The organism is Tabrizicola sp. BL-A-41-H6, assembly GCF_050632395.1.
In the GTDB taxonomy this organism is placed as follows: Bacteria; Pseudomonadota; Alphaproteobacteria; order Rhodobacterales; family Rhodobacteraceae; genus JAUYQR01.
This window is the reverse complement of sequence record NZ_CP192600.1, coordinates 3607747-3631017: the sequence shown is the minus strand read 5'-3', so window position 1 is coordinate 3631017 and position 23271 is coordinate 3607747. Positions and strand designations below refer to the sequence as shown.

The window sequence follows — 23271 nt, the reverse complement described above, 5'->3', positions numbered from 1 at the left end:
TACCTGCATAGGCAGATCAAGGGGGCGACAGGGCAGTGGGCATCGCGGAACGCGGAGCGGATTGGCTGAAAGCGGGGGGCTTGCGACCGACGCGGCAGCGGCTTGCCCTGGCATCCCTGCTGGTGGGCGACGGGCAGAACCGCCATGTCACCGCCGAAAGCCTGTTCGCGCTGTCTTCAGCGACGGGCGAGAAGGTCAGCCTTGCCACCGTGTATAACACGCTGCGCGCGTTCTGCGACGCGGGGTTGATGAACGAGGTCGTGGTCGACGGGTCGAAAAGCTATTTCGACACGCGCATGGACGATCACCCGCATTTCTACTGGGAAGACAGCCACACCCTGACCGACGCCCCGGCAGAGGAGCTGGAGATCGCGTCGTTGCCACAGGTGCCGCACGGCATGGAAGTGGCGCGGGTGGATGTGGTCATCCGTCTGCGCCGCGCGGTCTGACGCTTACTGCGCCATCGCCCGGCGCGCATCCGCCCAGCCCAGCAGGCGGCGGCTCTTCTCATCCCACAGGTGCAGGCGTGCGTTGACCAGGCTTTGCCGGATGGTCATGCGCTGTGCCTCGGCCAGAGGCGGATGGTCGCGCAGCACTTCGGGCAGCCGGTAGAACGGCAGGCGGCTTTGCAGATGGTGGACGTGGTGCATCCCAAGGTTGGCCGTCAGCCATTGCAGCGGCTGGGGCAGCACGTAATGCGACGACCCGTGCAGGGCGGCATCGTGCAGCGACCAGTCGGGTTCATGATCCCAATGCGCGGTTTCGAACTGGTGCTGGACGTAGAACAGCCAGACGCCAATCGTGGCGCCGACCAGCACCGATGGCAGCCAGACGGCAAAGATGGCAGTGAACCCGCCGAGGAACCAAAGCCCGACAAGCACTGCCAGAAGGCAGATGTTGGTGGCCATCGCGGACACCCAGTAGGTCATGCCCGCCTTCATCAGCCCGACGGGCAGGCGGTTGTTCAGCACGAAAAGCCACGCCGGGCCAAGGCCGAACATCACGGCTGGATTGCGGTAAAGCCGATAGCCTAGCCGGCCCCAGCGGCCACGCGCGCTGTATTCGGCCACGGTAAGCGTCATCACGTCGCCGATGCCGCGCCGGTCAAGGTTTCCGGCGTTGGAATGGTGCAGCGCGTGCAGGCGGCGCCACACGTCATAGGGGGTAAGCGTAAGGCAGCCAAGCGCACGGCCGACCCAGTCGTTCCAGCTGCGTTCGGCGAAAAAGGCGTTGTGGCCGCAGTCATGCTGGATGGCAAAGAGGCGGACAAGGAAGAAACCGATCGGGAACGCCATCGCCAGCCCGGCATACCAGTGCCAGTGCAGCGCGACGATCGCCACGGACCAAAGCGCAAAGAACCCGACAAGGGTTATGCCCAGTTCCCAAAGGCTGCGCAGCGTCGAGGGGGCACGGTAACGGGCGAGGATGGCAACCCAGTCGCGGGCGGGCATCGGGCCGGTATTCGAATTCTCGGGAGTCACTTCCAGCCTTTCATTGCGTCAGGGTTCTTATCGCGGATCGACGCGGGCGGATAGCCCTTCGCGGCAAGATGACGCTGGCAGGGGCGTGAGAGGCGCGAAAGGATGCCGATGCACCCTTTCGCGCAGAGCTTCATTTCGGCACGAGGACCGTGTCGATGACGTGGATGACACCGTTCGACTGGTCGACATCAGCGATGGTGATCACGCCGATGTTGCGCGATTCCGAGTAGACCATCGCCTTGTTGCCGCGGAATTTCACCGACAGCGCATCGCCCGACAGGGTTTGCAGGTTGGCGTAGCCGTCCGCGCCGACCTTGGCGCGCAGATCGGCCAGCTTCAGGTCGCCGGCAACGACATGCGCGGTCAGCACCTTGGTCAGCATGGCCTTGTTCTCGGGCTTCAACAGCGTGTCGACGGTGCCTGCGGGAAGTGCGGCGAAAGCGTCGTTCACCGGGGCGAAGACTGTGAAGGGGCCGGGGCCCATCAGCGCATCGACAAGGCCCGCGGCCTTGACGGCGGCGATGAGGGTGGTGTGGTCGGCCGAGTTCACGGCGTTTTCGACGATGTTCTTTTCCTCATACATCGGCGCGCCGCCGACATTGGGGTTGGCGGCAAAGGCAGCCTGCGACACGCAGATGAGGGCGGCGGCGGTGATGAATTTGGCAGACATGGGTCACTCCCTTGGTGGTAAGCCGGGGTATCCGGCTGTTTCATGCAGGGAGCTACGGGAGGGTTGCGGGCGAAGTTTCGGGGCGATGTTCACGGATGCGTGAACGGATCAGAACCACTGCCCCGGTTCCATCAGGCCAAGATCGAGAAGTTGCTGGCTGTGCCAGGTGAATGGCACTGAATTGTGCCAGTGAAAGGTCGGGATGACGTCGCGCGACCCAGGGTTGGTGCGCAGCACCTTTGCCGTGCGGAACGAACAGACGGCGGCCGTCAGGTTGTTATGCCACGGGCAGGCGTAGGTGTTCATCTCTTCGTCGTTCAGCGTGAAGTCGGGCGCGAGGCGCAGCCCCTTTCTTGCCCGAAAAAGCGAGATGCGGTCGATCTTGCGTCGCGGCCAGGGGATGTGTTCCTCGAATCGCCAGCGCAGGCCGCCGAAGAAATCAAGCTGACGATCCTTCGGTTCCCAGTTCTTCGCGGCGTCCTTGCGGGCAAGGGCGAAGTAGCCCGAGCGATCCAGATGCGCATCGTCCAGCGCCACTGCGTTCGGGTGGCGGTCAAGGTTGCTGGCGTAAAGGTCGACCACATAGGTCAGCATCGCATCGCGGCGTTCCTCGCTGTGGAAGGCCAGCATCTCGCGCACGCTGCGGCTTTCGCAGAACGGGTGGAACAGGAATTCGGCATTGTAGCAGTAATAGATCCACCGTCCCGCACAGGCATCGATGAAGGCGTTGACGGCCGTAGGCAACGCCGCTTCGGCAAACACGTTATGAGTCACGACGTGCACCAGGGATTCCAGGTCATCCGGCAGGGAAACGCCGTCCGGGCCAAGCAACACCACGTCGCGGAAGCCTGCGTTCAGGTGGTGCGTCACCGTCTCGGCAAGGGCTGTGTCATCCTCGGCCATGATGATGCAGAGCGGTTCGGTGGCATGCGCGGGCGTCGAGCGCGACAGAAGATCGGCAATCGAGGTATAGCGCATGACGATCCCTTGCCTGAGGCGCGGCCAAGGTGGTTCAGCGAGGCGGGCAATGCAAGGGGCGGCGCGGTTGCGAAGGCGCCGCGTTTCAGGCTAAAAGCCCCCGTCCCGGAGAGAGTGTGATGTCCGACCCGAAGAAGCTGTTCGTCAAGACCTACGGCTGCCAGATGAACGTCTATGACAGCGAGCGCATGGTCGAGGCCCTGGGCACGAAGGGTTATGTCACGACCGATACGGTCGAGGATGCGGATATGGTGCTGCTGAACACCTGCCACATCCGTGAGAAAGCGTCGGAGAAACTGTATTCCGACCTTGGCCGCCTGCGGAAGCTGAAGCTGGCGCGGCCCGATCTGAAGGTGGGCGTCGCAGGCTGCGTGGCGCAGGCCGAGGGCGCCGAGATCTTGCGCCGCGCACCGGTCGTTGATCTGGTGGTCGGGCCGCAAAGCTATCACCGGCTGCCCGAGATGGTTGAGGCCAAAGGCCGGGTGATCGACACCGAGTTTCCGGCGGAAGACAAGTTCGACCACCTGCCGGAGCGCCGCGCGATGCGGGGACCGACGGCGTTTCTGACGGTGCAGGAAGGCTGTGACAAGTTCTGTGCGTTCTGCGTGGTGCCTTACACTCGTGGCGCCGAGGTCAGCCGACCCGCCGATCGGCTGATGGCCGAAGCGCGCGATCTGGTGGCGCGGGGCGTGCGCGACATCACGCTGCTTGGCCAGAACGTCAATGCCTATCACGGCGCGGGCGCGGGCGGCGAATGGACGCTGGCGAGGCTGATCCGCGAGATGGCTGGAATCGAGGGGCTGGCCCGCATCCGCTATACCACCAGCCACCCGAACGACATGGACGACGACCTGATCGCGGCGCATGGCGATGTGCCGGCGCTGATGCCCTATCTGCATCTGCCGGTGCAATCCGGATCGGACCGCATCCTGAAGGCGATGAACCGCAAGCATACGTCCGACAGCTACCTGCGGTTGATCGAGCGGATTCGCGCGGCGCGCCCTGACATCCTGTTCAGTTCCGATTTCATCGTCGGTTTCCCCGGCGAGACAGACGCGGATTTCGAGGCGACGCTGGCACTGATCCGCGAGGTGCGGTTCGGGGCGGCCTATTCGTTCAAGTATTCGGCCCGCCCCGGCACGCCGGCCGCCGAAAAGGCCGCTGTGGAAACCCCGGTTGCTGATGCAAGGTTGCAGGCCGTGCAGGCACTGGTCACCGCGCAACAGCGCGCCGCGCAGGATGCGATGGTCGGGCGCGAGGTGACGGTGCTTTACGAAAAGGCCGGGCGGATGCCGGGCCAGATGGTCGGCAAGTCTGACCATCTGCACGCCGTGCATGTGACCGATTCCGAGGGCCGAATCGGCGACCTTGTTCGGGTGCGCGTCACCTCGGCCGTGACCAATTCGCTGGGTGCCGAGCCGGTTGGCCGGTAGCGCAACGCGATCAAAACTGTTGCTCTTGCGCACGGGTGACACCGTGTTTGTCTCCTGAAAGCGCAATTTGCGGCCTGTTTTTCGCTTTTCCCCCCGAAAGTCGCCACAATTTACTGTAAACGAAGCGAGCTATAGGGGCTGCCGGGATTGCCGGATCGTGGGAGATTAACAGGTGTTATGGGTGTCGAGAACGCTGCGTTGGGCACTGCTGCCATTGGCGCTGGGGCTGTGGCTGACCAGCACTGCAACGGTCGCGGCACAAGAGGCCGAAGTTACCGGGCAGATCGAATGGGGCGTGTGGCTTGATGCCGATGGCTGCATGCACTGGTGGGCAGATGGCGGCACCGAAGGCTACATGGTCCCGCGCCGCAACCCGGCCACCGGAAAGCCGGTCTGCCTGAAGCAGGCGGCCTGTCTGACCGAAAGCACCGACACGCTTTTCGCAACCGGCAGCGCGGCGTTGACCGGCACTGGCAGGGATCGGCTGGAACGGTTCTTCACGCAATCCGAGGCGTTTTCCTATGTGATTGCCGGCCATACCGATAACCGGGGTGCTGACGATTACAACCAGAGCCTGTCTGAGGCGCGCGCCCGGACGGTGGCAGATGTCGCCCGCAGCGTGGGCGCGATGGTCGACAGCGAGACCGGCTATGGCGAAAGCCGGCCGGTGGCCTCCAACGCATCGTCCGCGGGAATGGCGAAGAACCGCCGGGTCGAAATCCAGTGCAGGAAATGGTGAGCGGTATGGTCGTCGCATCGGCTAGTGGCGGGACGGCCCGGCGCGCCTTGCGCCGCAAAACTGCGCTTTCAATGCTGCTTCTGCTTTCCGGCTGCGGCGGGCTGGAGGTCTTGGGCTTTGAAGGCACCCGCCGCTATGCCGGGCCGACCTCGGTGATCGCGACCGGGCAGGACCAGGGCCGCGACGAGGACGTGCTGAAGGACGGGCAGGCGGCGATCGCCTATGACCCCGACGGCTGCCAGGTGTGGATCATCGACGACGGCCTTGAAGGCTATTCGTCGCCGCGCTTCGACCCGGACACCGGACTGCCTGTCTGTGACGGAAAGTATCCGCCCGGAACGGTGATCGGACGCTACGAGACCGAAAGCGCGCCTATTCCGGACGGGGTTTCGGGACCGGGCCGCAAGGCCGTGGTGCGGTAGACCGGCCAGACCGGCGGACCCTGAAGCAAACCCCGGCTTTGTCCGGTTTTTTTTGTGCGGTCACGGAACGGTTGTCATATTTCCCACTTGTTTCTGAACAAGAGATTGTGTCGGGCTTGTTCTTTGCTTGCCAGATCGCGTGTCTGGCATCAGTCTGAGCCCATGGCCCCTAGCAGAAGGAGCGCCCTTTGGGCATCAGCGCGCTGACCCCCCCGACCGCCGAGGATGTGGTTGAAACCGTCCTTGAATTTCCCGACAATCGCCTGTTGATCGATCTTTGCGGCGAGTTTGACCGCAATCTAGCGCAGGTGGAGCATCAGATGGGGGTCCATATCCTCCGACGTGGCAACCGCCTTGCCGTGATTGGCGACCGGGCATCAAGAGAGCAGGCCGCAGCGGTGTTGAGGTCGCTTTACGCGCGGCTGGAATCGGGGCGCGGCGTGGTGGCGGGTGATATCGACGGCGCGATGCGGATGGGCCGGCCGGTGGCGGATGAGGGCGAGCAGATCGAGCTGTTCAACACCGGGGTGGAATTGCGCACCCGGAAGAAGCCGATCGAACCGCGGACCGAGGCGCAGAAGGCTTATGTCGCCAACCTATTCGCACATGAGCTTGGGTTCGGCATCGGGCCTGCGGGCACCGGCAAGACCTATCTGGCTGTCGCCGTAGGGGTGACGATGTTCATCTCGGGCGCCGTGGAGAAGATCATCCTGTCGCGCCCGGCGGTGGAGGCGGGCGAACGGCTTGGCTTCCTGCCTGGCGACATGAAGGAGAAGGTCGATCCCTACATGCAGCCCCTGTATGACGCGCTGAACGATTTCCTGCCCGCCAAGCAGGTGCAGAAACTGCTGGAGGAAAAGCGGATCGAGATCGCGCCTTTGGCGTTCATGCGCGGGCGGACGCTGTCGAACGCTTTCGTGGTGCTGGACGAGGCGCAGAACGCGACCGCGATGCAGATGAAGATGTTCCTGACCCGTCTTGGTGAGGGCAGCCGGATGGTGGTGACGGGCGACCGCACCCAGATTGACCTGCCGCGCGGCGTGCCGTCGGGGTTGCAGGAGGCCGAGCGGATATTGAAGGACGTGAAGGGGGTGACCTTCAACTACTTCACCTCGAAGGATGTGGTGCGCCATCCGCTGGTCGCACGGATCATCAACGCCTACGAAAAGGATGATCCGTCAAACACCTGAGTGGAGCGCCGTACGGGCGAAGGCTGGTCTCATCGCAGCCGCGCAGAGGCGCGGCAGCGAAGGCAGAGGGGGGCCGTCTGCCCCCCAACGCCTGCGTGCCAGGGCCCGCAGGCTTCCCCCCGAGGATATTTGGAAAAGGGGAAAGCCGTGACGGGGAAGGGCTTGAGCGGCGGGTCCGGTTGGGCTAGGGCGCGGCATGGCAGAATTGGTCGACATGGTCGTTGAGGACCCCCGCTGGGAAGCGCTTGGGCTGGCGGCGCTGGCCGAGCGGGCAAGCGCTGCCACGCTGACGGCGCTTGGCCTTCCGGCGGAGGGGTTCGAGATCAGCCTTCTTGCCGCCGACGATGCGCGGATCGCCGGGTTGAACGCGGATTTCCGCGGCAAGCCCACGCCCACGAACGTGTTGAGCTGGCCGTCCGAGGAGCGCGGACCGGATCAGCCGGGCGAGGCACCCGACCTGCCGAAGCCGGGAACAGTGGACGCGCCGGAGGTGTTGGGCGATATTGCGCTGGCTTGGGAGACTTGCGCTGCGGAGGCGGTGGCGCAAGACAAGGCGATGGCGGACCATGTGACACATCTTGTGGTGCATGCGGTGCTGCACCTTCTGGGCCATGACCACGTCGAGGAGGCGGATGCGCGCCTGATGGAAGGGCGCGAAGTGCAGATACTTGCAACCTTGGGCATTTCGGACCCATATTGACGCAGCACCCTGATAGCGGGTGCGTTCTGGACAAAGGACCGATGGGCAGTAGTAACGATGGGTCAACCGCGGCGCCGGGCGCGCTGGACGACCTTAGCGATGACGAGCGATCCGACCCCGCCCAGCGCGGGTTTTTCGGGCGGCTTCTTTCTGCGTTTTCCTCCGCGACAGACAGCGATGCGCCGGCAACTGCGGCTGCAACCGCCTCGGCGAGCGCTGGACTTGGCGCGCTGCGCCGGATGCGTGTCGATGACGTGGCGATCCCCAAGAACGAGATAGTCGCGGTGCCCTTGAGCATCGGCAAGGACGATCTTGTCGAGGTGTTCCGCGAGCATGGCTTCAGCCGGGTGCCGGTCTACAAGGGCACGCTGGACCATCCGCAGGGGTTGGTGCTGTTGAAGGATCTGGCCTTGCAGCACGGCTTTGGCGCGACCGGCCGGTTCAGCCTGAAGCGGCTACTGCGCCCGATTCTCTATGCGCCTCCGTCGATGCCGACCGGCGTTCTTTTGCAGAAGATGCAGAAGGAGCGCGTCCACATGGCGTTGGTCATCGACGAATACGGCGGGGTCGACGGGCTGGTCACGATCGAGGACCTGATCGAAACCGTGATCGGCGAGATCGAGGACGAGCATGACGAGGATGAAGGCGCGCTGTGGAAAGAGGAAAAGCCGGGCGTGATTCTGGCGCAATCCACCGCACCTTTGGAAGAAATCGAGGCGGCGCTGGGGATTCGGCTGCGCTCGGGCGAGGACGACGAAGAGATCGACACGCTTGGTGGCCTTGTGTTCTTGCGCATCGGGCGGGTTCCGGCGCGCGGTGAAGTGGTCGCCCATGAAAGCGGAGCGGAGATAGAGATCGTCGATGCCGATCCGCGCCGGATCAAGCGGCTGAGAGTGCGGCTTCCCGTTCAGGCTGCCGACTGAGCATGGGTCTGGAGGAACGCTGGTCCAGCCGGCGCGTGGCCACGGTCGCGTTCGCGATGGGCGCCGTCATGGCGACCGGGCAGGCGCCCCTTGGCTGGTGGTGGGCCACCTTGGCGGCCTTGGCGGGGTTGGTCACGCTGGTGTCGCGGGCCAAGGGGGCGCGGCGGGCCTTCTGGGCCGGCCTTTTCGGCGGGGCGGGCTATTTTGCGATTGCCCTATCCTGGATCGTGGAGCCGTTCCTGATCGACGCGGCGCAGTATGGCTGGATGGCACCGTTCGCGGTCACGTTCCTTGCCTTCGGGCTGGCGCTGTTCTGGGGGGCTGCGGCGGCCTTGTCTGCCGGAGCGCGGCATCGGGCGCTGGGGTTCGCGGTGGCGCTTGCGGTGGCGGAACTGCTGCGGGGGTATGTGCTGACCGGGTTTCCCTGGGCGCTGCCGGGGCATGTCTGGATCGGGACGCCGCTTGATCAGACTGCGGCCTACATCGGCCCGAACGGCCTGACGCTGGTGACGCTTATGGCTGCCGCGTTGCCGGTTGCCTGGGGCTGGCGGGGGGTTTTGGCCGCCGGGGTAGCCCTTGCCGGACTTGCATATGGTGGGCAGATGCGGCTGGACCAACCGGCACCGGCCAACCGTGACGTGACGTTGCGCCTGATCCAGCCGAATGCCGAGCAGCACCTGAAATGGGACGAGAGCCTGGCGCGGATGTATTTCGACCGCCAACTGGAGCTTACGCGGGTCGAGCCGGTGGCGGACCTGACGATCTGGCCCGAGACGGCGGTGCCGTATCTGATGGAATATTCGCCCGAAATCGTGCCCGAGATCATGGCCGCCTCGGGCGGGCGGCCCGTTGCCTTGGGCATCCAGCGCGTCGAGGGGGAGCGGTTCTACAACAGTCTGCGGGTGCTGGAGCGCGACGGCGTGATTGCCGCCGAATACGACAAGCACCATCTGGTGCCGTTCGGCGAGTATGTCCCGTTCGGCGACCTTCTGGGCGACTGGTTCGGGATCACGGCCTTCGCCTCGCAGGCGGGCAATACCTATACGGCCGGGTCGGGACCGGCGGTGCTGAACCTCGGCCTGATGGGCAAGGTACTGCCGCTCATCTGCTATGAAGCGGTCTTTCCACAGGACGTGGGTGGTGCGCCGGGAAGGGCGGACTGGATCTTGCAGATCACCAACGACGCGTGGTTCGGGGTCTGGACCGGGCCGTTCCAGCATGCGGCCCAAGCCCGGCTGCGGGCGGTGGAGCAGGGCTTGCCACTGGTGCGGGTGGCCAACACCGGGGTGACCGAAGTGGTCGACGCGCGCGGCCGGGTCGTGAAAGCGCTGCCCTTCGGCACGATCGGCGCGCTGGACGTGGCGCTGCCCGGATCGCTGCCGCCGACACCCTTCGCCCGCTTCGGCCAGACGCCGGTGATTTTGTTGCTTGCGGGCCTCGCGCTGGCCACCTTGAGACGCCGCGGGCAAGCGACCCATTGACGCTGTAAGGCGGGCGTTCTACGGGGAGCCATCATGAACCGCCACAACGGCTTCCTGGCGTGGCGGGGATCTTCAACGGAGCACGTCCCCATGACCCGCAAGAACTATGTCTTCACCTCGGAATCTGTGTCCGAGGGGCATCCCGACAAGGTCTGTGACCGCATTTCGGATGCCGTCCTCGATGCCTTCCTGACCGAGGAGCCCAACGCCCGCGTGGCCTGCGAAACCTTTGCCACGACGAACCGTGTGGTGGTGGGCGGCGAAGTGGGCCTGTCGTCGAAAGAGGCGACGCGAGCGATGCTTGAGCGCGTTGACGGGATCGTGCGCGACTGCGTGCGCGACATCGGCTACGAGCAGAAGAAGTTCCATTGGTCGAAGATCAAGGTGCACAACTACCTGCACGAACAATCCGCCCATATCGCGCAAGGCGTGGACCGGGATGGGGCAGGCGATCAGGGCATCATGTTCGGCTATGCCACGCTAGAGACACCGGAATACATGCCGGCACCGATCCAGTATGCCCATGCGATCCTGAAGGCGCTGGCCGACGCGCGGAAATCCGGCGCCGAGCCGACGCTGGGCCCGGATGCGAAAAGCCAGCTGACGCTGCGCTATGCCGATGGCAAGCCGGTCGAGGTGACGTCGATCGTGCTGTCGACGCAGCACACCTCGAAGCGCCAGACTTCGAAGGTCATTCGCGGCATCGTGGAACCCTACATCCGCAAGGTCCTGCCCGAAGGCTGGATCACCAAGAAGACCGAATGGCATGTGAACCCGACCGGGACCTTCGTTATCGGCGGGCCGGACGGCGACGCGGGCCTGACCGGGCGCAAGATCATCGTGGACACCTATGGTGGTGCGGCCCCGCACGGCGGCGGCGCGTTTTCTGGCAAGGACCCGACCAAGGTCGACCGCTCGGCCGCCTATGCCGCGCGGTATCTGGCGAAGAACGTGGTGGCGGCCGGGCTGGCTGAGCGGTGCACGCTGCAGGTCAGCTATGCGATCGGCGTGGCCAAACCCCTGTCGATCTATGTCGATACGCATGGCACGGGCAAGGTCGAGGAAGCCGCGATCGAACGGGCCGTGGCAGAAGTGATGGACCTGACTCCGCGCGGCATCCGCGAGCATCTGGGGCTGAACCGCCCGATCTACGCCCGCACCAGCGCCTATGGCCACTTTGGCCGCGCGCCGGATGCCGACGGCGGCTTTTCCTGGGAACGGGTCGATCTGGTCGAGGCGCTGAAAAAGGCCGTGTGACCTGAAACGGGCAGCCGTCCTTGGGGGGCATCGAGCCCTCTTGGGCGGCGCTGCTGCGGATCACGGTGCTGGCGTCGCTTGACCCCACAAGCCACCTCTGATTGAAGGCCCCGGCATCAACTCCGGGGCTTTTGACATGACCGAGGTGGCCGAGCGCCGCAATTTCTATGGCCGGATTCGTGGCAAGACGCTGCGCGCAAGTCAGAAGACCTATCTGGCCGAGGGTCTGGAGCCCTTGTCCTTGACGGGCGTGACGCGCGAGGCGAACCCGTCGCGGGCAACACTGGATATGGCCTTCACCGGCGGACGGTCCCTGTGGCTTGAAATCGGCTTTGGCGGCGGCGAGCATCTGGTGCATATGGCCGGCACCCACCGGGACCGCTTCCTTCTGGGCTGCGAGCCGTTCGTGAACGGAATTGCCATGTTGCTGGGCAAGGTGCGCGAGGCCGACCTCGACAATCTCGCGATCCATCCCGGTGACGTGCGCGACCTTTTCGACGTGCTGCCGGACGGCGTGGTGGAAAAGGCCTTTCTGAACTACCCCGACCCCTGGCCAAAGGCGCGGCACCATCGCCGACGGTTCGTGACGCCGGGGTATCTTGCGGGCCTTGTGCGGGTGATGGTCAAGGGCGGCGAGTTCCGCGTCGCGACGGACATTCCCGATTACGTCCGCCAGACGCGCGAGGAAGTGCCAGCCGCCGGGTTCGATCTGGTGTCCGACGGCACCGAACCGTGGTCCGACTGGTTCTCGACCAGATATGAGCAGAAGGCCCTGCGCGAAGGTCGCCCGCCGCATTACCTGACGTTCCGCAAGCGGTGACGGCGCGAGGTAATCAATTTTTGAAAAGCGCAATCCAACGCGATTTGCTCTTTTCGTCGAATACTCCCGCAGGGGGGCCGCTATCGCTGCGGGCGGGGCGGTGCAAGTGATGGACCGCATCTGAGGCTTGCGCTATCAGGCGCTCGAAATACGAGGGAGATACCGATGTCTAACCACGGTGATGCGCAGCCCATGACCGCTTCGAAGTCTGGCCCGTTGCGGGGCACGGCCTCGGTGCCCGGTGACAAGTCGATCAGCCACCGGTCGCTGATCTTTGGCGCGATGGCGGTGGGCGAGACGAAGATCACCGGGCTTCTGGAAGGTCAGGATGTGCTGGATACTGCAAAGGCAATGCGGGCTTTCGGAGCGACGGTCATCCAGAACGGGCCGGGGGCATGGTCGGTGCAGGGGGTGGGCGTCGGCGGGTTCCAGGAGCCTGCTGATGTGATCGATTGCGGCAACTCCGGCACCGGGGTGCGGCTGATCATGGGGACCATGGCCACGACGCCGATCACGGCTACGTTCACCGGGGACGCGAGCTTGCGCAAACGGCCGATGGGGCGGGTGACCGATCCTCTGTCGTTGTTCGGGACGCAGGCCTATGGGCGGAAGGGCGGGCGTTTGCCGATGACTGTGGTGGGTGCGGCCAACCCGGTGCCGGTGCGCTACGCGCTGCCGGTGGCCTCGGCGCAGGTGAAGTCGGCGGTGCTGCTGGCGGGACTGAACGCGCCGGGCGAGACGGTGGTGATCGAGCGCGAGCCGACGCGGGACCATTCGGAGCGGATGCTGCTGGGGTTCGGCGCCAAGTTATCGGTGGAGAAGACGGCGGAGGGGCATGTCATCACGTTGCAAGGGCAGCCGGAGTTGCGGCCGCAGACGGTGGCGGTGCCCCGCGATCCCTCAAGCGCTGCGTTTCCGGTCTGTGCGGCGCTGATCGTGGAGGGGTCTGACATCCTCGTGCCGGGGGTCAGCCAGAACCTGACGCGGAACGGGCTTTACCTGACGCTGGTCGAGATGGGCGCGGAGATCGAATTCCTGAACCCGCGCGAGGAGGGCGGCGAGCCGGTAGCGGATCTGCGGGTGCGGTTTTCCGGCGCGATGCAGGGGATCCAGGTGCCGGAGGAGCGGGCGCCGTCGATGATCGACGAGTATCCGATCCTGTCCGTGGTGGCGGCGTTCAGTGAGGGGCGGACCGTGATGCGGGGGGTCAAGGAGTTGCGCGTCAAGGAAAGCGACCGGATCGACGCGATGGCGCGGGGGCTTGAGGCTTGTGGCGTGCGGATCGAGGAGGACGAGGACACCCTGATCGTGCACGGGATGGGGCCGGGCGGGGTGCCGGGGGGAGCCACCTGTGCAACCCATCTGGACCACCGGATCGCAATGAGTTTCCTGGTCTGCGGGATGGCAGCGAAGGCGGCGGTTTCGGTCGACGATGCCAGCCCCATCGTGACCTCGTTCCCGATTTTCGAGGGGCTGATGACCGGGCTGGGGGCCAGCTTGAGCCGGGGCTGAGGCCGGTGTCCCACGGTGGGACACGTCGGGGGGTAAAAGATTTCAATGAGTTGCGGGCCGCAATTTACGATGTGTCAATCTTTCGGCGCGGCGGTGCCGCACTGGCCCTCCCTCGGCGCGGCGCTGCCGCGCCGCACCGAGGCTGAGGGGGGCCTTTCAGCCCCCCACGCCCGTTCCGGGCTTCCCCCCCGAGGATATTTGGGGAAGGGGAAGTTGTGGGCATTGAGAGGCGGGATGGGGTGATGCGGTTCACGGTGGCGATCGACGGGCCGGCGGCGGCGGGCAAGGGTACCATTGGCCGGGCTCTTGCGGCGCGGTTCGGCTTTGCGCATCTGGACACCGGGCTTTTGTATCGAGCGGTCGGGGTCCGGGGCGGCGACCCGGTCGCGACGGCGCGGGCACTGATGCCTGATGATCTGGCGCGGGACGATCTGCGCACGCTTGAGGCGGGGCAGGCGGCAAGCCGGGTGGCGGCGATCCCGGAGGTGCGGGCGGCGCTGGTGGACTTTCAGCGCCGGTTTGCGCGGGCCGAGGGCGGCGCTGTGCTGGACGGGCGCGACATCGGCACGGTGATCTGCCCGCAAGCCGAGGTGAAGCTTTACGTCACCGCGAGCCCGGAGGTTCGGGCGCATCGGCGCTGGCTGGAGGTTGGCGGCGACGCGGCGCGGGTGCTGGCCGAGGTGATCGAGCGCGACGCCCGCGACATGGGCCGGGCCGATGCGCCGCTGAAGGCGGCACCCGACGCGGTTGTGCTGGATACGAGCGTGCTGCCGGTGGACGAGGCGGTGGCGCGGGCAGTCGCGGTGGTGGAGGCCGCGCTGAGGCGTGGGGCGTCGGGCGCCTAGGCCGGGGAACATGCGCAGGGCTGGCCGGTTACCATGCCGGCAAGGAGTGCAGTCATGGCATTTGGGTCTTTTGGCGACTTTTGGGGTTTGGTCCACGATCTGAAAGACGAGATCGGCAAGGACCGCGTGCTGGCGGTTGCGGCTGGAGTGACGTTTCACGCCATTCTGGCACTGGTGCCGGCGATCACGGCCATGATCTCGATCTTCGGGCTGGTGCTGGAGCCTGCGGAGGTGCCGCAGACGCTGGCATCCGTGACGGGCCTGATGCCGGGCGAGGCGGCTACGCTGTTGACCGATCAGGCGACGCGGATCGCGGCGAAGGAGGACGGGTCTTTGTCGTTGACCGCGCTGGTGGCACTGGTGATTGCGCTTTGGTCGGCCAATGGCGGCACCAAGGCGTTGATCGAGGCCTTGGGCATTGCCTATGACGTCGAGGAGACGCGCGGGTTCGTGAAACTGAACCTTGTGGCGCTGGGGTTCACGCTGGCCGGGATCGTGGCGGTGATCGTGGTGGGTGCGATTGTCGCCGTCCTGCCCTTTCTGGCCGAGCGTCTGGGTGGCGTGGCGGGCGACGCGATGCTGGCGCTGCGCTGGCCGATTCTCTTTGCGCTGCTGCTGGCGGCGCTGGCGGCGATCTATCGTTGGGCGCCGAACCGGCCAGATGCCGAATGGGTGTGGATTACGCCGGGGGCGGTGGTCGCTGCGGTCGGGTTGATTGCGACCTCGGCGGGGCTCGCGTGGTATGTCAGCAGTTTCGGGAGTTATGACGAGACCTACGGCTCGCTGGCGGCGGTGGTGATCCTGATGCTGTGGATTTGGCTGTCGACGGTGATGGTGCTGATCGGTGCCGAGGTGAACGCCGAGATGGATCGCCGGAAACGGGTAAGGGTTTCGGGGCGGTTCCAGCCGGCGCGGCAGGGTTAGCGCTGGCGGGCGAGCCAGCCGGTTGCCGCTGCCAGGATCGCGCCGGGCAGGGCGAGAGCGGCCATCGCGACAAGGCCTAGCGGCAGGAGGCTGAAACTGCTGCCGGTGGCAAGGCCGGTTGCAAGCATGACCACTGGGAGCGCGCCGAAGGCGAGGCCGGCATGGCGCAGGGCGTGGCCGGGCCAGACAAAGCCGCAGACGCCGGTGAGGACGATCGCGGCGGGCCAGACGGTCCAGAATTCGGCCACGTCCCAAAGCTCGCGGGGGAACGCTGCGAGACCGATGCCTGACCACAGGAGCGTGCCAAGGGCGAGGGGGACGAAGAGTGCAGTCATGCGGGGTAGTCTGCCAGGCAATATGGGCGAAAATGCGGACCGGCAGCGGGCCGCCGGTGGGGTGGGTTTTCCTTGCCTGACTGCGGGAATGGGGCTATAGCGCCGCATCCTCGCGAGGAGTCCCGTTTGGCCCGGTTTACCGGACAGGCAGGATTTTTCGTGACGGCGATGAGCAAAGACCGGCGGAGCCAACCGCAAGGCCAGTGAAAACACGAGAAAAGGAAACTGATCTATATGTGCGCTAAAGCAACCATGGAAGACTTCGAAGCCCTGTTGAAGGAAAGCTTCGAGATTGACACGCCCGAAGAGGGAACCGTTGTCAAAGGCCGCGTGATCGCCATCGAGGCGGGCCAGGCCATCATCGATGTCGGTTACAAAATGGAAGGCCGCATCGACCTTAAGGAATTCGCGAACCCGGGCGAGCAGCCCAACATCAACATCGGCGACGAAGTTGAAGTGTATCTGGACCGCGTGGAAAACAGCCGCGGTGAAGCCCAGATCAGCCGTGAGAAGGCCCGTCGTGAAGAGGCCTGGGATCGGCTTGAGAAGGCCTATGCGTCGGAAACCCGCGTCGATGGCGCGATCTTCGGCCGCGTCAAAGGTGGCTTCACCGTCGATCTTGGCGGCGCTGTGGCGTTCCTGCCGGGCAGCCAGGTTGACGTGCGTCCGGTCCGTGATGCCGGCCCGCTGATGGGCATGAAGCAGCCGTTCCAGATTCTGAAGATGGACCGTCGTCGGGGCAACATCGTTGTCTCGCGTCGTGCGATCCTTGAAGAATCGCGTGCCGAACAGCGCGCCGAGGTTATCGGCAACCTGACCGAAGGCCAGACGGTTGACGGCGTGGTCAAGAACATCACCGAATACGGTGCGTTCGTTGATCTGGGCGGTGTCGACGGCCTGCTCCATGTCACCGACATGGCGTGGCGTCGGGTGAACCACCCGTCGGAGATTTTGAACATCGGCGAGACCGTCAAGGTCCAGGTGATCAAGATAAACAAGGAAACCCACCGTATTTCGCTGGGCATGAAGCAGCTGCAATCCGATCCGTGGGATGCCGTTGAGAAGATGTACGCCATCGGCACGGTCCACAAAGGCCGCGTCACCAACATCACCGATTACGGCGCCTTCGTGGAGCTGGAAGCCGGTGTCGAGGGTCTGGTTCACGTCAGCGAGATGTCGTGGACCAAGAAGAACGTGCACCCAGGCAAGATCGTCTCCACCTCGCAAGAGGTTGACGTCATGGTGCTGGAGATTGACAGCGCCAAGCGTCGCGTTTCGCTGGGCCTGAAACAGACGCAGCGCAACCCGTGGGAAGTCTTTGCGGAAACGCATCCCGTGGGCAGCCAGATCGAAGGCGAAGTCAAGAACATCACCGAGTTTGGTCTGTTCGTCGGCCTCGACAACGACATCGACGGCATGGTCCACCTTTCCGACCTGTCGTGGGACCAGCGCGGCGAAGAAGCGATCCAGAACTACCGCAAGGGCGACACGGTGCATGCCGCTGTCACCGAAGTGGACGTCGAGAAGGAGCGCATCTCGCTCTCCATCAAGGCGCTGGGCGAAGACAACTTCTCGGACGCAGTTGATGGCGTTAAGCGGGGCGGGATCATCACCGTCACCGTGACCGCGATCGAAGAGGGTGGCATCGAGGTGGAGTACAACGGCGCCAAGTCGTTCATCCGCCGCAGCGACCTTTCCCGTGACCGGGCAGACCAGCGCCCCGAGCGGTTCCAGATCGGCGACCACATCGACGTGCGCGTGACCAACATCGACCCGAAGACCCGCAAGTTGGGCCTGTCGATCAAGGCGCGCGAGATCGCGGAAGAGAAAGAAGCCGTCGAACAGTATGGCTCGTCCGATTCGGGCGCGTCGCTGGGCGACATCCTTGGCGCGGCGCTGAAGAGCGGCGACAAGGCCTGAGCCGACCCTCGACCGAGGTTTGCAACGAAAAGAGGGCCTTGCCGGACGGCAGGGCCCTTTGCATTGGGCCGCCACCCCCTTGTTTTCATTTGTGCGGTGACAATTTTTGCCTATAGTCCGCAGACAAGAACATCGTGGCGGCCGCTGCCAAGGGCCGAACCACAGGGGGGACGCTAGGGATGATCCGGTCTGAATTGATCCAGAAGATCGCGGATGAAAATCCGCATCTGACGCAGCGCCATGTCGAGCGCATCGTCAACACGGTGTTCGAGGAAATCATCGACGCGCTGGCCAAGGGCGACCGGGTGGAACTGCGCGGCTTCGGCGCGTTTTCCGTCAAGGCGCGTGACGCGCGTGTTGGGCGAAACCCGCGCACTGGCGAAGCGGTCAAGGTCGATGACAAGAAAGTGCCGTTCTTCAAGACCGGCAAGCTTCTGCGCGACCGGTTGAACGCAAAGTAACCGCAAGGCTGCTTGCAGCGGCCCGGGATCGGGCCGATATTGGCAGGGTGCCGCAAGGGAGCCGCCGATGATCCGCTATCTTCGCTATGCCTTTCTGATCGCTTTGGCGCTGGTTCTGCTGACCGTGGCGCTTGCAAATCGCGCGCCGGTGGCGGTGCGGCTGTTGCCGGACGATCTGGCGGGGCTGACCGGGCTGACCTGGGGCATGGAACTGCCGCTGTTCCTGATCATCTTTGCGGGCATCGTGGCGGGGCTGCTGATCGGCTTTGTCTGGGAATGGTTCCGCGAGATGAAGCACCGTTCCACCGCCAGTGTGAAATCGCGCGAGGTCACGCGGCTGGAGCGTGAGCTTGCGGTGCTGCGCGATTCTACCTCGGTTCCGAAGGATGACGTGCTGGCCTTGCTGGAACGGCCGAAGTCGCGCTGATGGTCGAGGTCAGGGTCAAGATCTGCGGTCTACGGACCGAGGCTGACGTGGCGGCCGTCGCGGCGGCGGGGGCCGCCTATGCGGGGTTCGTGTTCTTTGCCAAAAGCCCGCGCAACCTGACCCTGGCCGAGGCGAAGCGTCTGGTGCTGGCCGCACCGGTGGGTCTGGCCAAGGTGGCGCTGACGGTGGATGCCGATGATGCCACGCTTGATGCGCTGGTGGCGGCGGTGCCTTTGGACATGCTGCAGCTTCATGGCCACGAGACCCCGGCGCGGGTGGCCGAGGTGCGGGCGCGCTATGGCCTGCCGGTGATGAAGGCGATGGGAGTGGCGGACGAGAGCGATCTTTCCGGACTGATGGAGATGAGCCTGGCGGCAGACCAGTTGCTGATCGACGCGAAACCGCCGAAAGGGGCTGAACTGCCGGGCGGCAATGGCTTGGCTTTTGACTGGCGGCTTTTGGTCGGGCGCAAATGGCTGCGGCCCTGGATGCTGGCGGGTGGGCTGACCTCGGGGAACGTGGCCGAGGCGGTGCGGCTGACCGGGGCGCGGCAGGTCGACGTGTCGTCGGGCGTGGAAAGCGCGCCGGGGGTGAAGGATGCGGGCCGGATCGCGGCCTTCGTCGAAGCGGCGCAGGGCACGCGCGGCGGAGTGCCGATTTTGCGATGAGCGTCGTGTTCCGCGACGCCCACTGGACGGATGTGCCTGCGATCGTTGCGCTATTGACCGATGATCCGCTTGGCCAAGGTCGCGAAATGGCAAAGATGGACCGGTATCTGGACGCCTTTGACGACATTGCCGCCAACCCAATGCACCAGCTGATCGTGGGCGATGTTGACGGTCGGGTGATGGCCTGCTGCCAGTTGACCATACTTGCCGGCCTATCGCGGGGTGGCGCAAGGCGGGCGCTGGTCGAGGCGGTGCGGGTGTCGGCGGACCTGCGGTCGCAAGGAGTGGGAGCGGCGATGATGGCCGAGTGCGAGGCCCGTGCGCGTGCGGCGGGCTGCACGATGATTCAGTTGACCACCGATCGCAGCCGGCAAGACGCACATCGCTTCTATGAACGGCTTGGCTACCATCCGACGCATGTGGGCATGAAGAAGCCGCTTTGACGCCGCCCTGCCGGGGCTGACCCGCGCCGCAGCGAAACCCCGTCAGGCCGAGCGCTGTGACCACAGTTGCACCGCGGCCAGCGCACCGTGCAGCAGCACCGTCGGCCAAAGGAGTGGCCCCATGGGCGCACCCAGCAGCGCGACCCCTGCGAGCCCCGCGGCCGCAAGTGCGTTGTAGACCAGCATAACGGTGAAGGGGAAGCGCAGCGCTCGTCGCCGCAGGCCCGCAAGACACATCAACCCCAGACCCAGCATGCACAGCCCGACAATCTGCAGGCCGGACGTTGTGAGGCCCGGCAGCGCACCCCCGAGAAGCTGGCTTCGGGCCAGATCGGGCGCCAGCATCATGAACAGTCCAGCCCCTCCCTCGATCAGGGCCATCAGGCCAAGCAGGGTGGAACGGGACACTGTCAGGAACCTCGCAGCTTGCACTGGCCACGTAACCTTGCAGCGACCCGCCCGATAGTGCGCCGGTTCCGGGTGATACGCCAGTAAGCGCGCGCAAACGACGCGCTTTACCCCGCTGCGCCCGGGCGCTACATCCGGGGAAACCTGCGGAGGAAGCCATGCCCGAAGACCTGCCCAACAGCTACAAGACCGGCCCCGACGAGCAGGGCCGCTTCGGCCTTTTCGGCGGGCGGTTCGTCAGCGAGACGCTGATGCCGCTGATCCTTGATCTTGAGGAGCGGTACGAGTTTGCCAAGACCGACCCGACCTTCTGGGCCGAGATGGACTGGCTGTGGAAGCATTACGTCGGCCGGCCGAGCCCATTGTATTTCGCGGAACGGATGACGGATCATCTGGGCGGCGCGAAGGTCTACATGAAGCGCGACGAATTGAACCATACCGGCGCGCACAAGATCAACAACGTGCTGGGGCAGATCATTCTTGCCCGCCGGATGGGCAAGACGCGGATCATCGCGGAAACCGGTGCCGGGCAGCACGGCGTGGCGACGGCGACGGTTTGTGCGAAGTTCGGGCTCAAATGCGTGGTCTACATGGGCGCGCATGATGTCGAACGGCAGGCACCGAACGTGTTCCGAATGAAGCTTCTGGGGGCGGAAGTCATTCCCGTCACTTCCGGTCGTGGCACGCTGAAGGACGCGATGAACGATGCGCTGCGCGACTGGGTGACCAACGTGCGCGACACGTTCTACTGCATCGGCACGGTGGCGGGGCCGCATCCCTATCCGGCGATGGTGCGGGATTTCCAGTCGATCATCGGCAAGGAAGTGCGCTGGCAGATGGCCGAACAGGAAGGCGAGGGGCGTTTGCCCGACACGATCATCGCCGCAATCGGTGGCGGGTCGAACGCGATGGGGCTGTTCTACCCGTTCCTTGACGATCCGACGGTGAACATCATTGGCGTCGAGGCGGGTGGCAAGGGCGTGGACGACCGGATGCAGCATTGCGCCAGCCTGACGGGCGGGCGGCCGGGTGTGCTGCATGGCAACCGGACTTATCTGTTGCAGGATGATGACGGGCAGATTCTGGAGGGGTTCTCGATTTCAGCCGGGCTCGACTATCCGGGGATCGGGCCGGAACACGCCTGGTTGCATGACATTGGCCGGGCGCAATACGTCTCGATCACCGATGCCGAGGCGCTGGAGGCGTTCCAGCTGTGCTGCAAGCTGGAAGGGATCATCCCGGCGCTGGAGCCGAGCCATGCCTTGGCGCATGTGATGAAGATCGCGCCGGGGCTGCCGCGCGACCATATCATCGTGATGAACATGTGCGGACGGGGCGACAAGGACATCTTCACCGTCGCCAAGCACCTTGGTCAGGACATGAAGGTCTGAGCCGCCGCGCCAGCCCTGAACAACGCCCCGTCGTTTCGGCGGGGCGTTTTTTACACGCTTGGGTTGCATAAACCTGGGTTTATGGCCGCAAACCGGCGGTCTAGAGCGGTCGATTAAACCGCCGGTCAATGGAGGGGCGCTGCGATTCGGGGTTGGGTGGATGGGCTAACTCACTGCCGGCTGCTGAACGTGCTGGCACTCACCACTCGGTTCCAACAAAGAGGACTAGCGATGAAGCTGAGAACCAAACTGATGATGTTCACCGCGGCGGCCGCGCTGTCGGCGAACATGGCCTTCGCGGCGATTGACGCCCAAAGCCTGGCGGATTCCTACATTGCGGAAGGCTACACCTATGTCGAGGTGAAGACCGGCCTGACCCAGACCAAGCTTGAGGCGGTCAAGGGCACGGTCAAGGTCGAGGTCATTTACGACAACGCGACCGGCGAGATCGTGAAGCAGGAGAGGGAAACCGCCGACGCCGAGTATATCGATCGGACTGGCATTGAGCTGTCTACGGTGAATTCGGACTTCACGGACGGCGATGATGACGATGATGACGATGATGATGATGACGATGACGATGATGATGACGATCACGGGTCGGATCATGACGATGACGATGACGATGATGATGATGATGATGACGATGACAGCGGGTCGGATAGTGACGACGATGATGATGACGACGATGACGACGATGACGACGACAATGGCGGCAACTGATCGCTGACTCGGTGATCCTGCGAGCCCCGGCCTTGCCGGGGCTTGTGCTTTCCAGCATAGTTTTTAGCGACCGGGTGATTGCCCGGGAGGACGAAAATGAAAAGACGCCAATTTCTTGGATTTATCGGAGCCGCAGCAGCAGTTGCCGCTGCAGGGCCTGCCTTTGCGCAGGATATGGTCGAGAACATCCTGTCGCAATTGAAGCGCCAGGGTTACCGTGAGATTTCTAAGTCGCGCACGCTTTTGGGGCGGATCCGGATCGTGGCGAAGCGCCGCAACGGGGTTCGCGAGATCATCGTAAACCCGAACAGCGGCGAAATCCTGCGCGATTTGTGGTTGGCTGAGGGCGGTGACGGGTCGGCCAAGATCGTCAACAATCAGCATGGGTCGGATCACGACGATGATGACGATGATGACGACGACGACGACGATGACGATGACGATGACGATGACGACGACGATGATGATGACGATGATGACGATAGCGGCTCCGGTAGTGGCTCCGGTAGTGGCGGGGGTAGCAACAGCGGTTCGGGCGGTGATGGTTCCGATGGTTCAGATGACTGAGGTCACCAAGGTGTGGGCTGACCGGACGTGATGCGCGCAGCCCCCATCGTTGCGGTGTTCATCGTTCAGGCGGCTTGCGCCTTTTTCTTCGTTTCCGACATTCTGGCCTCGGTGCTGGGCATCCGCACCACGCCGATCAGTTGGGAAATGCGAGAGCTGCTGGAGATTGGCGCGGCGATCGGGCTGACTCTGGGCGTGTTCCTGGGCGGCGTGATGCTGAGCCGGGCGCTGCGCCAACGCAATGTCGCGGAGGAGCGGTTGCGCCGTGCGTCGGGTGCGTTTTTGGACCTGTTGCAGGAACGCTTTGCCGAATGGGGGCTGACCACGGCAGAGCGGGACGTGGCGCTGTTCGCCATCAAGGGCATGTCGACGGCCGAGATCGCGACGCTGCGGTCCACCAGCGAAGGCACGGTGAAGGCGCAGACCAATGCCATCTATCGCAAGGCAGGGGTGACCGGGCGACCGCAGCTTCTGAGCCTGTTTATCGACGATCTCATGCGCGAGGACGGCACGGTGCGGGCGGCAGCCAATGGAAAGAAGGACGCGGCCTGAG

General features: G+C 64.5%; 27 protein-coding genes and 1 riboswitch. Of the genes, 22 read left to right on the top strand and 5 right to left on the bottom strand.

Annotated elements, in window-relative coordinates; all coding sequences use genetic code 11:
* Window positions 1-41 precede the first annotated feature (41 nt).
* Window positions 42-449, top strand: a complete 408-nt coding sequence (irr, locus tag ACROUL_RS17885; protein ID WP_431301337.1) for a Fur family transcriptional regulator Irr — start codon at window positions 42-44, stop codon at window positions 447-449.
* A gap of 3 nt (window positions 450-452) precedes the next feature.
* On the opposite strand, the gene ACROUL_RS17880 is transcribed toward irr, so the two are convergent.
* The 3 genes from ACROUL_RS17880 to ACROUL_RS17870 all read right to left on the bottom strand — a co-directional run bounded on the left by ACROUL_RS17880 (window position 453) and on the right by ACROUL_RS17870 (window position 3129).
* Window positions 453-1481 (bottom strand): fatty acid desaturase, encoded by a 1029-nt coding sequence (locus ACROUL_RS17880; RefSeq protein WP_431300788.1) that lies wholly within the window; start codon window positions 1479-1481, stop codon window positions 453-455.
* Window positions 1482-1611: 130 nt separating this feature from the next.
* Window positions 1612-2151, bottom strand: a complete 540-nt coding sequence (locus ACROUL_RS17875; protein WP_431300787.1) for a fasciclin domain-containing protein — start codon at window positions 2149-2151, stop codon at window positions 1612-1614.
* 108 nt (window positions 2152-2259) lie between these two features.
* The gene (locus ACROUL_RS17870) at window positions 2260-3129 is read right to left on the bottom strand and encodes a glycosyltransferase family 2 protein (RefSeq protein ID WP_431300786.1); all 870 of its coding nucleotides are present in this window, start codon (window positions 3127-3129) and stop codon (window positions 2260-2262) included.
* A 119-nt stretch (window positions 3130-3248) separates the two neighbouring features.
* Between ACROUL_RS17870 and miaB the strand changes: the two genes are divergently transcribed.
* From miaB to ACROUL_RS17810, 12 genes are all read left to right on the top strand, one after another.
* Window positions 3249-4562 carry a tRNA (N6-isopentenyl adenosine(37)-C2)-methylthiotransferase MiaB gene (gene miaB / locus ACROUL_RS17865; protein ID WP_431300785.1) on the top strand — a complete coding sequence of 438 codons (1314 nt, stop codon included), beginning with the start codon at window positions 3249-3251 and terminating at the stop codon, window positions 4560-4562.
* Window positions 4563-4743: 181 nt separating this feature from the next.
* Window positions 4744-5301 carry an OmpA family protein gene (locus tag ACROUL_RS17860; RefSeq protein WP_431300784.1) on the top strand — a complete coding sequence of 186 codons (558 nt, stop codon included), beginning with the start codon at window positions 4744-4746 and terminating at the stop codon, window positions 5299-5301.
* A 71-nt stretch (window positions 5302-5372) separates the two neighbouring features.
* Window positions 5373-5723 carry a hypothetical protein gene (locus ACROUL_RS17855; protein ID WP_431300783.1) on the top strand — a complete coding sequence of 117 codons (351 nt, stop codon included), beginning with the start codon at window positions 5373-5375 and terminating at the stop codon, window positions 5721-5723.
* Window positions 5724-5911: 188 nt separating this feature from the next.
* A complete protein-coding gene (locus ACROUL_RS17850) occupies window positions 5912-6913 on the top strand; it encodes a PhoH family protein (RefSeq protein WP_305567192.1) in 1002 nt (333 codons plus the stop codon).
* Between the two features lie 196 nt (window positions 6914-7109).
* Complete coding sequence (ybeY, locus tag ACROUL_RS17845; protein ID WP_431300782.1) at window positions 7110-7613, top strand: rRNA maturation RNase YbeY; 504 nt, start codon at window positions 7110-7112, stop codon at window positions 7611-7613.
* 41 nt (window positions 7614-7654) lie between these two features.
* Window positions 7655-8536 carry a transporter associated domain-containing protein gene (locus ACROUL_RS17840; protein WP_431300781.1) on the top strand — a complete coding sequence of 294 codons (882 nt, stop codon included), beginning with the start codon at window positions 7655-7657 and terminating at the stop codon, window positions 8534-8536.
* Window positions 8537-8538: 2 nt separating this feature from the next.
* Complete coding sequence (gene lnt, locus ACROUL_RS17835) at window positions 8539-10017, top strand: apolipoprotein N-acyltransferase (protein WP_431300780.1); 1479 nt, start codon at window positions 8539-8541, stop codon at window positions 10015-10017.
* A 35-nt stretch (window positions 10018-10052) separates the two neighbouring features.
* Window positions 10053-10100: riboswitch (SAM-SAH riboswitch) on the top strand.
* Between the two features lie 7 nt (window positions 10101-10107).
* Window positions 10108-11274: a methionine adenosyltransferase gene (gene metK / locus ACROUL_RS17830; RefSeq protein ID WP_431300779.1), complete on the top strand. Its 1167-nt coding sequence runs from the start codon at window positions 10108-10110 to the stop codon at window positions 11272-11274.
* Between the two features lie 136 nt (window positions 11275-11410).
* Window positions 11411-12094: a tRNA (guanine(46)-N(7))-methyltransferase TrmB gene (gene trmB / locus ACROUL_RS17825; RefSeq protein WP_431300778.1), complete on the top strand. Its 684-nt coding sequence runs from the start codon at window positions 11411-11413 to the stop codon at window positions 12092-12094.
* A 165-nt stretch (window positions 12095-12259) separates the two neighbouring features.
* Window positions 12260-13606: a 3-phosphoshikimate 1-carboxyvinyltransferase gene (gene aroA, locus ACROUL_RS17820; RefSeq protein WP_431300777.1), complete on the top strand. Its 1347-nt coding sequence runs from the start codon at window positions 12260-12262 to the stop codon at window positions 13604-13606.
* 242 nt (window positions 13607-13848) lie between these two features.
* Window positions 13849-14451, top strand: a complete 603-nt coding sequence (locus tag ACROUL_RS17815) for a (d)CMP kinase (RefSeq protein ID WP_431300776.1) — start codon at window positions 13849-13851, stop codon at window positions 14449-14451.
* Between the two features lie 54 nt (window positions 14452-14505).
* Complete coding sequence (locus ACROUL_RS17810) at window positions 14506-15375, top strand: YihY/virulence factor BrkB family protein (RefSeq protein ID WP_431300775.1); 870 nt, start codon at window positions 14506-14508, stop codon at window positions 15373-15375.
* On the opposite strand, the gene ACROUL_RS17805 is transcribed toward ACROUL_RS17810, so the two are convergent.
* A complete protein-coding gene (locus tag ACROUL_RS17805) occupies window positions 15372-15710 on the bottom strand; it encodes a hypothetical protein (protein ID WP_431300774.1) in 339 nt (112 codons plus the stop codon). The two genes, ACROUL_RS17810 and ACROUL_RS17805, sit on opposite strands and share 4 nt — an antisense overlap.
* Window positions 15711-15944: 234 nt before the next feature.
* Between ACROUL_RS17805 and rpsA the strand changes: the two genes are divergently transcribed.
* The 5 genes from rpsA (at window position 15945) to ACROUL_RS17780 (ending at window position 19629) form a co-directional block, all read left to right on the top strand.
* Window positions 15945-17630 (top strand): 30S ribosomal protein S1, encoded by a 1686-nt coding sequence (rpsA, locus tag ACROUL_RS17800; protein ID WP_305566706.1) that lies wholly within the window; start codon window positions 15945-15947, stop codon window positions 17628-17630.
* Window positions 17631-17809: 179 nt separating this feature from the next.
* Entirely contained in the window at window positions 17810-18091 is a 282-nt protein-coding gene (gene ihfB / locus ACROUL_RS17795) for an integration host factor subunit beta (RefSeq protein ID WP_305566704.1), read from the top strand.
* A gap of 67 nt (window positions 18092-18158) precedes the next feature.
* Window positions 18159-18518, top strand: coding sequence for a LapA family protein (locus ACROUL_RS17790; protein WP_431300773.1), 360 nt, complete (start codon window positions 18159-18161; stop codon window positions 18516-18518).
* A complete protein-coding gene (locus tag ACROUL_RS17785) occupies window positions 18518-19186 on the top strand; it encodes a phosphoribosylanthranilate isomerase (protein WP_431300772.1) in 669 nt (222 codons plus the stop codon). The genes ACROUL_RS17790 and ACROUL_RS17785 overlap by 1 nt, the downstream gene beginning before the upstream one ends.
* The gene (locus ACROUL_RS17780; RefSeq protein ID WP_431300771.1) at window positions 19183-19629 is read left to right on the top strand and encodes a GNAT family N-acetyltransferase; all 447 of its coding nucleotides are present in this window, start codon (window positions 19183-19185) and stop codon (window positions 19627-19629) included. Before ACROUL_RS17785 ends, ACROUL_RS17780 begins: the two co-directional genes overlap by 4 nt.
* 42 nt (window positions 19630-19671) lie before the next feature.
* On the opposite strand, the gene ACROUL_RS17775 is transcribed toward ACROUL_RS17780, so the two are convergent.
* On the bottom strand, window positions 19672-20037 hold the full coding sequence (locus tag ACROUL_RS17775; protein WP_431300770.1) for a hypothetical protein: 366 nt from the start codon (window positions 20035-20037) through the stop codon (window positions 19672-19674).
* Window positions 20038-20195: 158 nt separating this feature from the next.
* Between ACROUL_RS17775 and trpB the strand changes: the two genes are divergently transcribed.
* From trpB to ACROUL_RS17755, 4 genes are all read left to right on the top strand, one after another.
* Window positions 20196-21428: a tryptophan synthase subunit beta gene (trpB, locus tag ACROUL_RS17770; RefSeq protein WP_431300769.1), complete on the top strand. Its 1233-nt coding sequence runs from the start codon at window positions 20196-20198 to the stop codon at window positions 21426-21428.
* Between the two features lie 231 nt (window positions 21429-21659).
* Window positions 21660-22151 carry a PepSY domain-containing protein gene (locus ACROUL_RS17765; RefSeq protein ID WP_431300768.1) on the top strand — a complete coding sequence of 164 codons (492 nt, stop codon included), beginning with the start codon at window positions 21660-21662 and terminating at the stop codon, window positions 22149-22151.
* A gap of 96 nt (window positions 22152-22247) precedes the next feature.
* On the top strand, window positions 22248-22718 hold the full coding sequence (locus ACROUL_RS17760; RefSeq protein ID WP_431300767.1) for a twin-arginine translocation signal domain-containing protein: 471 nt from the start codon (window positions 22248-22250) through the stop codon (window positions 22716-22718).
* A 30-nt stretch (window positions 22719-22748) separates the two neighbouring features.
* Window positions 22749-23270, top strand: a complete 522-nt coding sequence (locus ACROUL_RS17755) for a helix-turn-helix transcriptional regulator (protein ID WP_431300766.1) — start codon at window positions 22749-22751, stop codon at window positions 23268-23270.
* Window position 23271 lies beyond the last annotated feature (1 nt).

Excerpts from the sequence above, each read along its gene's own strand:
- ACROUL_RS17875 (WP_431300787.1), bottom strand. The coding sequence starts at position 2,151 with ATGTCTGCCAAATTCATCACCGCCGCCGCCCTCATCTGCGTGTCGCAG.
- ACROUL_RS17870 (WP_431300786.1), bottom strand. The coding sequence starts at position 3,129 with ATGCGCTATACCTCGATTGCCGATCTTCTGTCGCGCTCGACGCCCGCG.
- miaB (WP_431300785.1), top strand. The coding sequence starts at position 3,249 with ATGTCCGACCCGAAGAAGCTGTTCGTCAAGACCTACGGCTGCCAGATG.
- ACROUL_RS17855 (WP_431300783.1), top strand. The coding sequence starts at position 5,373 with ATGCTGCTTCTGCTTTCCGGCTGCGGCGGGCTGGAGGTCTTGGGCTTT.
- ybeY (WP_431300782.1), top strand. The coding sequence starts at position 7,110 with ATGGCAGAATTGGTCGACATGGTCGTTGAGGACCCCCGCTGGGAAGCG.
- ACROUL_RS17840 (WP_431300781.1), top strand. The coding sequence starts at position 7,655 with ATGGGCAGTAGTAACGATGGGTCAACCGCGGCGCCGGGCGCGCTGGAC.
- lnt (WP_431300780.1), top strand. The coding sequence starts at position 8,539 with ATGGGTCTGGAGGAACGCTGGTCCAGCCGGCGCGTGGCCACGGTCGCG.
- metK (WP_431300779.1), top strand. The coding sequence starts at position 10,108 with ATGACCCGCAAGAACTATGTCTTCACCTCGGAATCTGTGTCCGAGGGG.
- trmB (WP_431300778.1), top strand. The coding sequence starts at position 11,411 with ATGACCGAGGTGGCCGAGCGCCGCAATTTCTATGGCCGGATTCGTGGC.
- aroA (WP_431300777.1), top strand. The coding sequence starts at position 12,260 with ATGTCTAACCACGGTGATGCGCAGCCCATGACCGCTTCGAAGTCTGGC.
- ACROUL_RS17815 (WP_431300776.1), top strand. The coding sequence starts at position 13,849 with ATGCGGTTCACGGTGGCGATCGACGGGCCGGCGGCGGCGGGCAAGGGT.
- ACROUL_RS17810 (WP_431300775.1), top strand. The coding sequence starts at position 14,506 with ATGGCATTTGGGTCTTTTGGCGACTTTTGGGGTTTGGTCCACGATCTG.
- ACROUL_RS17805 (WP_431300774.1), bottom strand. The coding sequence starts at position 15,710 with ATGACTGCACTCTTCGTCCCCCTCGCCCTTGGCACGCTCCTGTGGTCA.
- rpsA (WP_305566706.1), top strand. The coding sequence starts at position 15,945 with ATGTGCGCTAAAGCAACCATGGAAGACTTCGAAGCCCTGTTGAAGGAA.
- ihfB (WP_305566704.1), top strand. The coding sequence starts at position 17,810 with ATGATCCGGTCTGAATTGATCCAGAAGATCGCGGATGAAAATCCGCAT.
- ACROUL_RS17790 (WP_431300773.1), top strand. The coding sequence starts at position 18,159 with ATGATCCGCTATCTTCGCTATGCCTTTCTGATCGCTTTGGCGCTGGTT.
- ACROUL_RS17785 (WP_431300772.1), top strand. The coding sequence starts at position 18,518 with ATGGTCGAGGTCAGGGTCAAGATCTGCGGTCTACGGACCGAGGCTGAC.
- ACROUL_RS17780 (WP_431300771.1), top strand. The coding sequence starts at position 19,183 with ATGAGCGTCGTGTTCCGCGACGCCCACTGGACGGATGTGCCTGCGATC.
- trpB (WP_431300769.1), top strand. The coding sequence starts at position 20,196 with ATGCCCGAAGACCTGCCCAACAGCTACAAGACCGGCCCCGACGAGCAG.
- ACROUL_RS17765 (WP_431300768.1), top strand. The coding sequence starts at position 21,660 with ATGAAGCTGAGAACCAAACTGATGATGTTCACCGCGGCGGCCGCGCTG.
- ACROUL_RS17760 (WP_431300767.1), top strand. The coding sequence starts at position 22,248 with ATGAAAAGACGCCAATTTCTTGGATTTATCGGAGCCGCAGCAGCAGTT.
- ACROUL_RS17755 (WP_431300766.1), top strand. The coding sequence starts at position 22,749 with ATGCGCGCAGCCCCCATCGTTGCGGTGTTCATCGTTCAGGCGGCTTGC.